Origin of the sequence: Pontibacter sp. SGAir0037, from assembly GCF_005491705.1 — a bacterium.
In the GTDB taxonomy this organism is placed as follows: domain Bacteria; phylum Bacteroidota; class Bacteroidia; order Cytophagales; family Hymenobacteraceae; genus Pontibacter.
Map to the genome: position 1 here is coordinate 3,509,139 of NZ_CP028092.1, position 12,351 is coordinate 3,521,489.

21 protein-coding genes are annotated in these 12,351 nt (G+C 39.4%); all 21 read right to left on the minus strand.

Annotated features, from left to right (window positions below):
• Positions 1-75 precede the first annotated feature (75 nt).
• Positions 76-534 carry a hypothetical protein gene (locus C1N53_RS14280; RefSeq protein ID WP_137759950.1) on the minus strand — a complete coding sequence of 153 codons (459 nt, stop codon included), beginning with the start codon at positions 532-534 and terminating at the stop codon, positions 76-78.
• Between the two features lie 64 nt (positions 535-598).
• Complete coding sequence (locus C1N53_RS14285) at positions 599-898, minus strand: septum formation initiator family protein (protein ID WP_137759951.1); 300 nt, start codon at positions 896-898, stop codon at positions 599-601.
• 82 nt (positions 899-980) lie between these two features.
• Complete coding sequence (gene eno / locus C1N53_RS14290; protein ID WP_137759952.1) at positions 981-2,258, minus strand: phosphopyruvate hydratase; 1,278 nt, start codon at positions 2,256-2,258, stop codon at positions 981-983.
• A 25-nt stretch (positions 2,259-2,283) separates the two neighbouring features.
• Entirely contained in the window at positions 2,284-3,390 is a 1,107-nt protein-coding gene (carA, locus tag C1N53_RS14295) for a glutamine-hydrolyzing carbamoyl-phosphate synthase small subunit (protein ID WP_137759953.1), read from the minus strand.
• Positions 3,391-3,465: 75 nt separating this feature from the next.
• A complete protein-coding gene (gene rplQ, locus C1N53_RS14300) occupies positions 3,466-3,993 on the minus strand; it encodes a 50S ribosomal protein L17 (protein WP_137759954.1) in 528 nt (175 codons plus the stop codon).
• Positions 3,994-4,062: 69 nt separating this feature from the next.
• Positions 4,063-5,052 carry a DNA-directed RNA polymerase subunit alpha gene (locus tag C1N53_RS14305; RefSeq protein ID WP_137759955.1) on the minus strand — a complete coding sequence of 330 codons (990 nt, stop codon included), beginning with the start codon at positions 5,050-5,052 and terminating at the stop codon, positions 4,063-4,065.
• A gap of 37 nt (positions 5,053-5,089) precedes the next feature.
• Positions 5,090-5,695, minus strand: a complete 606-nt coding sequence (gene rpsD / locus C1N53_RS14310) for a 30S ribosomal protein S4 (RefSeq protein ID WP_137759956.1) — start codon at positions 5,693-5,695, stop codon at positions 5,090-5,092.
• 21 nt (positions 5,696-5,716) lie between these two features.
• Positions 5,717-6,109, minus strand: coding sequence for a 30S ribosomal protein S11 (gene rpsK / locus C1N53_RS14315; RefSeq protein ID WP_137759957.1), 393 nt, complete (start codon positions 6,107-6,109; stop codon positions 5,717-5,719).
• A 9-nt stretch (positions 6,110-6,118) separates the two neighbouring features.
• Positions 6,119-6,496 (minus strand): 30S ribosomal protein S13, encoded by a 378-nt coding sequence (gene rpsM / locus C1N53_RS14320; protein WP_137759958.1) that lies wholly within the window; start codon positions 6,494-6,496, stop codon positions 6,119-6,121.
• Positions 6,497-6,506: 10 nt separating this feature from the next.
• Complete coding sequence (gene rpmJ / locus C1N53_RS14325; RefSeq protein WP_007654264.1) at positions 6,507-6,623, minus strand: 50S ribosomal protein L36; 117 nt, start codon at positions 6,621-6,623, stop codon at positions 6,507-6,509.
• A gap of 5 nt (positions 6,624-6,628) precedes the next feature.
• The gene (gene infA / locus C1N53_RS14330; protein ID WP_137759959.1) at positions 6,629-6,847 is read right to left on the minus strand and encodes a translation initiation factor IF-1; all 219 of its coding nucleotides are present in this window, start codon (positions 6,845-6,847) and stop codon (positions 6,629-6,631) included.
• Positions 6,848-6,850: 3 nt separating this feature from the next.
• On the minus strand, positions 6,851-7,621 hold the full coding sequence (gene map / locus C1N53_RS14335; protein ID WP_137759960.1) for a type I methionyl aminopeptidase: 771 nt from the start codon (positions 7,619-7,621) through the stop codon (positions 6,851-6,853).
• 3 nt (positions 7,622-7,624) lie between these two features.
• The gene (gene secY, locus C1N53_RS14340; RefSeq protein WP_137759961.1) at positions 7,625-8,941 is read right to left on the minus strand and encodes a preprotein translocase subunit SecY; all 1,317 of its coding nucleotides are present in this window, start codon (positions 8,939-8,941) and stop codon (positions 7,625-7,627) included.
• Between the two features lie 5 nt (positions 8,942-8,946).
• Complete coding sequence (gene rplO, locus C1N53_RS14345) at positions 8,947-9,393, minus strand: 50S ribosomal protein L15 (protein WP_137759962.1); 447 nt, start codon at positions 9,391-9,393, stop codon at positions 8,947-8,949.
• Position 9,394: 1 nt separating this feature from the next.
• A complete protein-coding gene (gene rpmD, locus C1N53_RS14350; protein WP_137759963.1) occupies positions 9,395-9,574 on the minus strand; it encodes a 50S ribosomal protein L30 in 180 nt (59 codons plus the stop codon).
• A 5-nt stretch (positions 9,575-9,579) separates the two neighbouring features.
• The gene (gene rpsE, locus C1N53_RS14355; RefSeq protein WP_137759964.1) at positions 9,580-10,098 is read right to left on the minus strand and encodes a 30S ribosomal protein S5; all 519 of its coding nucleotides are present in this window, start codon (positions 10,096-10,098) and stop codon (positions 9,580-9,582) included.
• 6 nt (positions 10,099-10,104) lie between these two features.
• Positions 10,105-10,455, minus strand: coding sequence for a 50S ribosomal protein L18 (gene rplR / locus C1N53_RS14360; protein ID WP_137759965.1), 351 nt, complete (start codon positions 10,453-10,455; stop codon positions 10,105-10,107).
• A gap of 8 nt (positions 10,456-10,463) precedes the next feature.
• The gene (gene rplF, locus C1N53_RS14365) at positions 10,464-11,018 is read right to left on the minus strand and encodes a 50S ribosomal protein L6 (protein ID WP_137759966.1); all 555 of its coding nucleotides are present in this window, start codon (positions 11,016-11,018) and stop codon (positions 10,464-10,466) included.
• Between the two features lie 14 nt (positions 11,019-11,032).
• Complete coding sequence (gene rpsH / locus C1N53_RS14370) at positions 11,033-11,431, minus strand: 30S ribosomal protein S8 (RefSeq protein WP_137759967.1); 399 nt, start codon at positions 11,429-11,431, stop codon at positions 11,033-11,035.
• Positions 11,432-11,521: 90 nt separating this feature from the next.
• Positions 11,522-11,791 carry a 30S ribosomal protein S14 gene (rpsN, locus tag C1N53_RS14375; protein WP_137759968.1) on the minus strand — a complete coding sequence of 90 codons (270 nt, stop codon included), beginning with the start codon at positions 11,789-11,791 and terminating at the stop codon, positions 11,522-11,524.
• Between the two features lie 5 nt (positions 11,792-11,796).
• A complete protein-coding gene (gene rplE, locus C1N53_RS14380; protein WP_137759969.1) occupies positions 11,797-12,351 on the minus strand; it encodes a 50S ribosomal protein L5 in 555 nt (184 codons plus the stop codon).

The window sequence follows — 12,351 nt, forward strand, 5'->3', positions numbered from 1 at the left end:
GCCTGCAATTTACGAAAAATTAAGGAGGGCTTGTGATAACAGGAAAGGGAGGTTGCAAATTGGCTTATACCTTCACTAAATGTACTTCAGATCCAGATAGATTAATAAAAGAATCATGCCCAGCGAAGAAGCTGCAATAAACAGTGCCGTTAATATTCGGCGTATTTTACTTCTGATGATAGCATCATTGAGGTTCTTAATCGGGAGCACCCATCCATAAACTAGAATAAGCATGGTAATTAGTAACCAGGAAGCTAAAGTTGATAAGTCGATCCAGGCCTCTCCTTCTATATCGCGTACTCCGCCTAAAAGAAAAATATGAAGTGTGCGGTTTAAAATAACCAGCAGGAAACTGTATACCGATGTAAAAATGAAATCGCGTTTGAATAAAGATAAATTGACAACTGCAACTATAAACAGGATGATAACTGGAGCAGTGACCATCGAAAATAAAGGAATGATACGACCGATAAAGTTTGAAAGAAGTATTAAAACAGGTCCTACGCCAAAATAAGCTATCTCTTTTTTAGTCAATTGATTCAGATTAGTTCTACTTATCGTCAGTTGTACGTATGCTTTAGCTCAGAACGTTTATAAGTTACTTTTCTTTCTTGGGCACAATAATAAATACATCTTCAGTGGGGCGCTTCATCAGGTACTTCTCCCTTGCAAACTTTTCTAACAGCTCAGGATTACTCATCAGCTCCTTGCGGTCTTTTTGCACTTCGTTGATCAGATCCTGGTAATATTCCTTATCATCTTCCAGGTCGCTCAGCTGCTTGCTCATATGATATTGTGTAACAAAGTCATTAGAATCAAAAAACAGCATCCACACTAAAAACAACACTGTTGTGATAAAATAGAAACTACGAAATATTCCAGGTATGCGCTTCAACATAAGACCTTCAACTAAAGTGAAATACAAAAATAAGGCTCTGCATTAGAAACGCAGAGCCTTACACTAAATATATTTTCTATTACTAGAATTTCTTACCAGGGAAGTAAGCAGTTTCGCCTAGTTCTTCTTCTATGCGAAGCAACTGGTTGTATTTTGCCATACGGTCTGAGCGAGAAGCCGAACCGGTTTTAATCTGACCAGTATTTAACGCTACAGCTAAGTCAGCAATAGTGTTGTCTTCAGTTTCGCCAGAACGGTGGCTCATTACGCTCTTATAGCCGTGACGCAAACCTAAGTTAATGGCACTGATAGTTTCGGTAAGTGAACCTATTTGGTTTACTTTAATCAGAATAGAGTTAGCTATTTTCTGATCAATACCTTGCTGCAGACGCTTCACGTTTGTTACAAACAAGTCGTCGCCTACCAGCTGTACTTTATCACCGATTGCCTCTGTTTGCTGTTTCCAGCCAGCCCAGTCGTCTTCAGCCATACCGTCTTCGATAGAAATGATCGGATATTTGTTAACCCAATCAGCCCAGAAGCTAACCATTTCCGAAGAAGTTAACTTATCACCTGTTGATTTTTTGAAGTGGTACAAACCTGACTCAGCATCGTAGAATTCAGAGCTGGCAGCATCCATGGCAATCATGAAATCATCTCCTGGCTTGTAACCAGCAGTTTCGATTGCCTGCAACACTACCTCAATAGCTTCCACGTTAGAAGCAATGTTTGGTGCAAAACCACCCTCATCACCTACGTTGGTAGAAAGGCCTTTTTTCTTCAGCACGTTTTTCAGGTGGTGGAACACTTCAGATCCCATGCGAAGCGCTTCTGAGAAAGTAGGTGCACCTACAGGCATGATCATAAACTCCTGAAAGTCGATTGCATTATCAGCATGGCTACCACCGTTCAGGATGTTCATCATTGGCACTGGAAGCGTGTTGGCACTAACACCACCTACATAACGGTAAAGCGGCATGTTCAGCTCTTGGGCAGCAGCTCTGGCAATAGCCAGCGATACACCCAAAATAGCATTTGCACCTAAATTACCTTTATTGTCAGAACCGTCAAGCTCAATCATGATCTTGTCTAGCAGGTTCTGCTCATACACAGGAAAGCCTACCAGCTCATCTGCAATTTTCTCGTTTACATTTTTAACAGCATTCAGTACACCTTTGCCCATGTACTTGCTTTTATCGTTGTCGCGAAGTTCTACAGCCTCGTGTACTCCAGTAGAAGCACCAGAAGGAACAGCAGCACGGCCAACTTTACCGCTTTCAGTAGTTACATCTACCTCTACTGTAGGATTTCCTCGCGAATCGAAGATCTGTCTTGCTTTGATGTCTGTGATTAAGCTCATCTGTTAATTAATCTTAGTTTTACTTTTATTTATTCTGTTCTAGTAATGCTATAAAATCATCGAAGAGATAGGTAGAGTCGTGAGGACCAGGCGAGGACTCGGGATGGTACTGCACAGAGAAAGCCGGCTTTGTCTTCAGTCTTATACCTTCAATAGTGTTATCGTTCAGGTTGATATGGGTTACTTCCACATCAGGGTGATTTAATATCTGATCGGCATCTACCACAAATCCGTGGTTCTGACTAGTGATCTCGCAACGGCCAGTCAGCAGGTTCTTTACAGGGTGGTTTAACCCACGGTGACCGTTATGCATTTTATAGGTTGAAATGCCATTTGCCTCTGCCAGAACCTGGTGCCCTAAACATATTCCGAAAAGTGGCTTTTGCTTTTCAAGCATTTTTCTAACATTAAGCACTGCATCAGTAGTAGCTGCCGGATCTCCAGGGCCGTTAGATATAAAGTAACCGTCCGGATTCCACTCTTCCATCTCCTCGAAAGAGGTATTATAAGGGAAAACTTTTACTTCACACCCTCTGCTCACTAAGTTATTAATAATATTTTTCTTAATACCTAGATCGAGCACAGCAACTCTGAATCTGGTTTCACCATTACTTAGCTTGTACACCTCTGTGGTGCTTACCTGAGAAGATAGCTCCAGCCCACTCATAGACGGCACCTCGGCTAATCGTTTCTTCAGCTCATCAATATCTGTTGTTTCAGAAGATATGATAGCGTTCATGGCACCTTTATCACGAATGTAGCGCACTAAAGCACGTGTATCAATTTCACAGATACCAACTACACCTGCCTTCTCAAAATACTCCTGTAAAGAGCCTTCAGCTGTTTTACGCGAGAAGTCATGTGAAAAATCTTTACAAACCAAACCTTTAATCTGTACCTTATCCGACTCTACCTCTTCAGCCTGCACTCCATAGTTTCCCACATGGGAAACAGTGGTAATTACAATCTGACCAAAATAAGAAGGATCAGTAAAGATTTCCTGGTAGCCTGTCATCCCGGTATTGAAACAAAGTTCACCACCTGAAGTACCTATTCGGCCTAAACTTTTACCTGTGTAAACGGTTCCATCTTCAAGTAGAAGGATGGCATCAGTTGCGATATTCTTTTTCATAACAAGTATTTATGCAAAAATAAAAAAGGGACACGACATAAGCCGTGTCCCTTTGAAATATTTAATAAGCCAAGCTTATTCAGCATCTTTGGTTTCCTCATTAGAAGCTGACTCTTCAGAAACTGTTTCTGTAGTATCTGCAGTTGCTTCCGCGCCAGCAGAATCAGCACCTTTTTTCTTACCACCACGGCGGCGAGATTTTTTAGCACCTGCTCCGGCAGTTCCTGTTGTAGATAACATATCCTCGTTGTAGTCTACAAGCTCCATAACACACATTTCTGCGTTGTCACCTAGTCTGTAGCCAGTTTTAATAATACGAGTATAACCACCAGGTCTGTTAGCTATTTTACCAGCTACTTCGTCAAAAAGCTCTTTTACAGATTGTTTATCCTGAAGATAAGCAAACACAGTTCTTCTTGAGTGCGTTGTATCGTTTTTTGATTTAGTTAGCAGAGGCTCTACATATTTACGCAGTGCTTTAGCCTTAGCAACTGTAGTAGATACACGCTTGTGAAGTATAAGGGAAGCTGCCATATTTGACAACAAAGCCTTACGGTGTGAAGCGGTTCTTCCTAAGTGATTTACTTTTTTACCGTGTCTCATTTTAATGAATTGTGCACGTGCATACCGTCGATCAACCTATGCGGGATCGGGAATTATGCCGTAGGATTATTAATCTTCTTCTAATTTATACTTAGAAAGGTCCATTCCGAAAGTTAGACCTTTCTCCTGAACCAGATTTTCCAGCTCAGTTAATGATTTTTTACCAAAGTTTCTAAACTTCATCATGTCAGAGATATCAAGCTGCACAAGGTCGCCCAGTGTTTTGATATCGGCAGCCTTTAAGCAGTTGTAAGCTCTGACTGAAAGATCCATGTCTTGCAATGAAGTTTTCAAAACTTTACGCATGTGAAGCATTTCTTCGTCAACTGCCTCTTCTTCTTCAGGTTTAGCAGTTTCAAAAGTCATGGTGTTGTCAGAGAACAACATAAAATGCTGAATCAGGATATTAGCAGCGCCTTTTAAAGCATCTTCAGGGTGTATAGAACCATCTGTCTGTATGTCAAGCACAAGCTTTTCATAGTCAGTTTTCTGCTCTACACGCGTGTTTTCAACACTATACTTCACATTTTTAATAGGCGTGAAAATAGCATCGATCGCGATTTGTCCGAAAACTTGCTCTGCAGGTTTATTTTCCTCAGCAGGAACATATCCTCTACCTTTCTGTATCGTCATTTCGATTTCGAAATTAACGCTAGGATCTATGTGGCAGATTACAAGCTCTGGGTTAAGCACCTCGAAACTTGAAGTAAATTTACTAATATCACCAGCAGTGAATTTATCTTGTCCACTGAGGGTAACTGTGATTTTATCGTCAACAATTTCGCTAACTTTTTTGAAGCGAACCATCTTCATGTTAAGAATGATATCAGACACATCCTCAACCACTCCTTCAACAGACGAAAACTCATGCAGTACGCTAGGTATACGAATGCTAGAAACTGCATAACCTTCCAAAGAAGAAAGCAGGATTCTTCGCAAAGCATTACCGATCGTTACACCGTAACCTTTTTCGAGCGGCTTGAATTCAAATAAACCATGAAAGTCGTCTGCTTTTTCCATTACAACTTTCTCTGGCATTTGAAATGCTAATATTGACATACTTGCAGTGTTAAAGGTTAAAAATTGATTAAGCTGATTACTTAGAGTAAAGCTCGACGATTAGCTGCTCCTGAATCTTCTCAGGAATTTGGTCACGCTGAGGCGAAGACACAAACTTACCAACCATCTCAGCCGCATCCCACTCTAACCATCCGAATTGACGAGCATTACGAACAGTTAAAGAAGTAGTGATTGCTTCAAGAGATTTAGATTTCTCTCTAACAGCAACAGCATCACCAATTTTCAGACTATAAGAAGGAATGTTTACAACGTCACCATTCACGGTAATGTGCTTGTGCAACACTAACTGACGGGCAGCTCTTCTTGTTGGAGCGATACCTAATCTGTAAACAGTATTATCTAATCTTGACTCAAGAAGAGCTAACAGGTTCTCACCAGTGATACCACCTTTACGGTGAGCTTTATCGAACAGGTTTGCGAACTGTCTTTCTAATACACCGTAGATGTATTTTGCTTTTTGCTTCTCAGCAAGCTGAATTGCGTATTCAGATTGTTTTTTACGGCGGCCACGTCCGTGCATCCCAGGAGGATAGCTTTTCTTCTTTAATGCTTTGCTTGGGCCGAAAATCTCTTCGTTAAATTTTCTGGAGATTTTACTTTTTGGACCAGTATATCTTGCCATTTTCTTTAATCTACTTTAAAATTAAACTCTTCTGCGTTTTGGAGGACGACATCCGTTGTGAGGTAGTGGTGTAACATCTTTGATAGTTGTTACTTCGATACCAGAGTTTTGCACAGTACGGATGGCGGACTCTCTACCTGCACCAGGACCTTTTACAAAAACTTCAGCTTTACGCATTCCAAGGTCATAAGCAACCTTAGCGCAATCTGAAGCTGCCATTTGTGCAGCGTAAGGAGTGTTCTTTTTAGAACCTTTAAAACCCATTTTACCAGCAGAAGCCCAAGATATAACCTGGCCTGCATTGTTGGTTACTGATATAATGATATTATTGAAAGAAGCCTTGATGTGTACTTGGCCTGTTGCTTCCACAACTACTACACGCTTCTTAGCTTTGTCTTTTCTTTTCTGAGCCATGATCAAAAATTATTTAGAAGCTTTCTTCTTATTTGCAACTGTTTTACGCTTACCTTTTCTGGTGCGTGAGTTGTTTTTAGTTCTCTGTCCACGAACTGGCAGACCTTTACGGTGTCTTAAACCACGGTAGCTACCAATATCCATTAAACGCTTGATGTGCAATTGCACTTCAGATCTTAAAACACCTTCTGTTTTGTGTTCAGCTGCAATGATATTTCTGATCTCACTGGCTTCATCTTCAGACCAGTCTTTTACTTTTTTGTCAAGATCCACTCCAGCCTTAGTAAGAATTGATTGAGATAATTTGCGACCGATACCAAAAATATAGGTTAGCGCTATCTCGCCTCTTTTGTTATCTGGAATATCTACTCCTGCTATTCTAGCCATACTTAATTAATTATCCTTGTCTTTGTTTATATCTTGGATTTTTTTTGTTGATAACATAAAGCTTCCCCTTGCGGCGAATTACTTTACACTCAGCACTTCTCTTTTTTACTGATGCTTTAACTTTCATTGTATTTATTTATATCGATAAACAATTCTACCTTTTGTTAAGTCATAAGGAGACATTTCGAGCTTTACTTTATCACCAGGCAAAATTTTAATATAATTCATTCGCATTTTGCCGGAGATATGTGCTATCACCTGATGACCATTTTCTAACTCTACCCGAAACATGGCATTTGATAATGCTTCGATTATTGTTCCGTCTTGTTCGATAGAGGACTGCTTCGCCATTTATTATTTTTTAGCTTGTTCTATATAATCAAAAGTTGTAAGTATTTCAGCAGCATCTTTTCTGATCACAACAGTGTGCTCAAAATGAGCTGATGGTTTATTGTCACTAGTATTAATAGTCCAACCATCATCCTCCTGTACAATATGGCGTGTGCCTAAATTGATCATCGGTTCAATAGCAAGTACCAAACCGTTCTGTAATTTTAAGCCTTGTCCTCTCCTGCCGTAGTTAGGAACCTCCGGTGACTCATGAAGGCTTCTGCCAATCCCATGGCCAACTAACTCCCTTACGACTCCGTATCCATGCTTCTCAGCATGCTGCTGAATTTCGTAGCTGATATCTCCTAAACGATAACCTACTACAGCTTTAGAAATTCCTTTATATAAAGATTCTTTTGTAACAGTGAGAAGCTGCGAAACTTCTTCAGAAACATTTCCCACAGGATGTGTATAAGCACAGTCACTATGAAAATTTTTATAGTAAACACCACAATCAACAGAGATAATGTCTCCATCGTTCAAAATGTAGCTACTAGGCATTCCATGTACCACTGTTTGGTTAACAGATATACACAAACTGTAGGGAAAACCATTATAATTCTTAAAAGAAGGCACACCGCCATTATCACGAATAAACTCTTCAGCTCTTTTATCTAAAGCAGCTGTTGATATACCCTCTTTTACAAGACGAGCTATTTCGCCATGTGCCTTACTTAATATAAGGGCACTCTGGCGAATTAGCTCAATTTCTTCTTCAGTTTTATAAAATACCATCTATTAAGATACCATGGCTATATTCTCTGTACGACCACGTAGTTTTCCAGATTTCATCATACCATCGTAATGACGCATTAATAAATAACTTTCGATTTGCTGTAGTGTATCCAGCACAACACCCACCATGATAATAAGAGAAGTACCTCCAAAAAACTGTGAAAACTCTCTTGTAACTCCTAACAACATTGCCAGAGCAGGGAAAATAGCAACTAAGGCTAGATAAATGGCTCCCGGTAATGTGATTCTGGTTAAAATTTCATCAATGTATTCAGAAGTAGCTCTACCAGGCTTCACACCAGGAATAAAACCACCGCTTCTCTTCAGATCATCTGAAATCTGGTTAGGATTAACAGTGATAGCAGTATAAAAGTAGGTAAAGATAAGAATCATCAAACCAAATACCAGGTTGTACTGCCATGAAGTAAAATCAGCGAATGTTGTACCGATGTAGTTAGCTATATCACTTGTATCAGCCCAAATGGATGCTATCATAGAAGGCAAGAACATTAAAGACTGAGCAAAGATGATTGGCATTACACCAGCAGCATTAACTTTCAGAGGAATAAACTGTCTTTGACCACTGTACAAAGAACTTCCTCCTACTTGCTTAGCATATTGAACCGGAATCCTTCTTACAGCCTGTGTCAGCATAACAACAGACATTACAACGAAGAATAGAATAACCAACTCAAAAATAAACAACAGCAGGCCATTCAGCTGCTTTGAAGTCGCCTCGAAAATGATTGCACTAGGGAAACGTGAGATAATACCGATCATAATCAGCATAGAAATACCATTTCCAATACCCTTATCAGTAATCTTTTCACCAAGCCACATACAGAATATGGTACCTGATGTTAAAACAATCATAGAAGTGATTGTGAAAAGAGTAGTATTAATCGCTATTGCTTCAGCATTAATAGTAGCTACAAAACCGACTGCCTGAGCTAATGTAATAACGATAGTAAGAACTCGGGTGATTTGGTTGATTTTTTTTCGACCAGACTCACCCTCCTTCTGCATCTTTTGAAAATAAGGTACTGCAATTGTAAGTAACTGCAGCACGATAGAAGCAGATATGTAAGGCATGATACCTAACGCAAAGATGGACGCATTGCTGAATGCGCCACCTAAGAATGTATCTAACAAGCCGAATATACCGGCTGTATTAGATGCTAACTGGTTAGGGTCAACCCCTGGAAGAACAACATAAGAACCTAATCTGAAAATAGCCAAGAAGCCTAGAGTATTTAAGATACGTACTCTAAGATCCTCAATTGCAAAAATGTTCTTAATTGTTGTTATAAACTTCTTCATATCTGTTAAAGAGCAACTGTTTTACCTCCTGCTTTTTCAATAGCTGAACTTGCAGACTGTGAGAATGCGTGAGCGTGTACTTCTACTGCTGTAGAAACTTCTCCTCTTCCCAAGATTTTCACTTTATCATTCTTTGAAACTAGTCCGTGCGCTTTAAAGAAATCGAAATTGAATACAGTTTCTTTAGTAGACTCCGCTAAAGATTGAATAACATCTAGGTTGATACTAGTATATTCAACTCTATTAAAGTTTTTAAAGCCATACTTAGGCACACGTCTCTGAAGTGGCATCTGACCACCTTCGAAGCCAGATTTCTGAGAGTATCCAGAACGTGACTTAGCACCTTTGTGACCTCTGGTTGAGGTTCCACCTTTACCAGAACCAGTTCCTCGACCTATTCTTTTTCTAGCCTTTACAGATCCTTCTGCAGGTTTTAATGAACTTAGGTACATGTTATATTTCGTTTACTTCTACTAAATTGTGAACCTTGTTAACCATACCAGCAATCTGAGGAGTTAATTCAACAGTTACTGATTTGTTTATCTTACCAAGACCTAGAGCTTTAATTGTCAGCTTTTGGTTCTTTGGTCTGTCTATAATGCTTTTTACTTGTCTTATAGTAACCTTAGCCATCTCAATTAACCGTTAAATACTTTCTGTAAATTAACTCCACGTTGCTGAGCAACAGCCAATGGATCACGCATTTTTGAAAGAGCATCAAAAGTAGCTTTAACCACGTTATGCGGGTTAGAAGATCCTTTTGATTTGCAAAGTACATCTTTAATACCAGCACTTTCTAAAACAGCACGCATTGCACCACCAGCAATTACACCAGTACCAGCCGCAGCAGGCTTCACTAAAACGAAACCACCTGAATACTTACCTTCCATTGCGTGAGGAACAGTATGGTGATACAAAGGAACCTTAACAAGATTCTTTTTTGCATCATCAATACCTTTGGCAATAGCATCTGTTACTTCGTTAGCTTTACCTAATCCGTAACCTACAACACCATTCCCATCACCTACAACAACAATAGCAGCAAAGCTAAATCTTCTACCACCTTTAACTACTTTGGCAACGCGATTAATGGCAACTACTCTCTCCTTTAGTTCAATTTCGCTAGCCTTTACACTACGTATATTATTCTTCAACATAATCTCTTAGAATTTAAGGCCTGCTTCGCGAGCGCCTTCTGCCAATGATTTAACTTTGCCATGGTAAAGGTAACCTGAACGGTCAAATACTACCTGCGATATTCCCAACTCAAGGGCTTTTGCAGCTATTTCCTTACCAACTTTGTTTGAAGTTTCAGTGTTCACTTTAGAAGCATCATCAAGCTTTACTGAAGAGGCAGCTACAAGTGTTTTACCTGTAGTGTCATCAATTATCTGAGCATAGATAGCACGATTACTTCTAAACACAGACAATCTTGGTCTTTCAGAAGTACCAGAAATCTTGTTTCTGATGCTTTTCTTAATTCTTACTCTTCTTTCTACTTTGTTAACAGACATGATGATGATTATTTAGACGCTGTCTTACCAGCTTTTCTTCTTACAACTTCACCTACGAAACGTATACCTTTACCTTTGTAAGGTTCTACTTTACGCAGAGATCTGATTTTTGCGGCAACCTGACCCAATAGTTGCTTATCATTCGATTCAAGTGTGATTACCGGTGCTTTACCTTTTTCAGTAACTGCATTAGCAACTACTTCTTTCGGTAATGTCATGAAGATATTGTGTGAATATCCTAATGCTAGCTCCAATACATTATTTTGAACAGATGCTTTGTAACCCACACCAACTAGCTCGAGCTTTTCCTGATAACCTTGGCTAACACCTACCACCATGTTATTAATAAGCGCTCTGTACAGACCATGCATAGCTTTATGACGCTTTTGTTCTGTTGGACGCTCCACAATGATTCTGTTATCTTCTTGCTTCACAGCAATATCTTTATCAACAGAAGTACTTAAAGAACCTTTCGGTCCTTTAACCGTTACAACATTATCATTACTAACAGTAACTTCTGTGTTATTTGGCAGGGTGATTGGCAATTTTCCTATACGTGACATTGTCTATCCTCCTATTAATAAACGTAACATAATACTTCGCCACCCACATTAAGTGACTTTGCTTCTTTCTCTGTCATTACACCTTTAGATGTAGACAAGATAGCCACGCCTAAACCATTCAATACACGCGGAAGATTATCATGACCGGCATATTTACGTAGACCTGGCGTACTAACCCTCTCAAGCTTCACAATAGCAGGCTGCTTTGTGGCTGGGTTATACTTAAGGGCAATTTTAATTGTGCCCTGTACTGTAGAGTCATCGAACTTATAGCTCTGGATGTACCCCTTATTGTACAGTACTTTAGTTATCTCTTTTTTTAAGTTGCTAGATGGTATTTCAACTACTCTGTGGTTAGCCTTGATAGCGTTACGCACTCTAGTTAAATAATCTGCTATTGGATCTGTGTTCATTATGAATCACTTAAATAATGAATGCTTTTTAATAAGCGAGCCGCAAAGATACAAATATCTTTTGTTCTTTCTTACTACAAGAAGAAAAAATTACCAGCTTGCTTTTGTAACACCAGGAATTTTACCAGCTGATGCTAATTCTCTGAAAGTAACACGTGATATACCGAACTTTCTCATGTAACCACGTGGTCTGCCAGTTAATTTGCAACGGTTGTGTAGTCTAACAGGAGAAGCGTTTTTTGGAAGTTTATCAAGTCCTTCGTAATCTCCTTTTGCTTTCAGTTCAGCTCTTTTAGCAGCATATTTTGCTACCAGTTTCTGTCTTTTAAGCTCTCTTGCTTTAATTGCTTCTTTCGCCATTTTTCTTATTTCTTAATATTAGTGAAAGGCATACCAAAAGCTCTCAGCAGTTCGTAACTTTCTTCGTCCGTTTTAGCTGTCGTTACGAAAGTGATATCCATACCACTAATGGCTTTAATTTTATCAATACTGATTTCAGGGAAAATGATTTGCTCTTTTACACCAAGCGTGTAGTTTCCTCTGCCATCGAAACCTTTATCACTAACACCTCTGAAGTCACGTACACGTGGAAGGGCGATAGTTAAAAGACGGTCCAAGAACTCATACATTCTCTCTCCTCTCAAGGTAACGCGTGCTCCAATTGGCATGCCTTCACGAAGTTTGAAGTTAGAAACAGATTTCTTAGCAATGGTTGCAACTGCTTTCTGTCCTGTGATAGTTGTTAATTCATCAACACCAATATCAACAAGCTTTTTGTCAGCTACTGCAGCACCTATACCTTTATTGATAGAGATCTTAGTCAGTTTAGGAACCTGCATTACGTTTTTATACTGGAATTTCTCTTTCAGGGCAGGCACTACCTCTGACTGATATTTTTCTTTAAATCTTGTAGTAGCCAT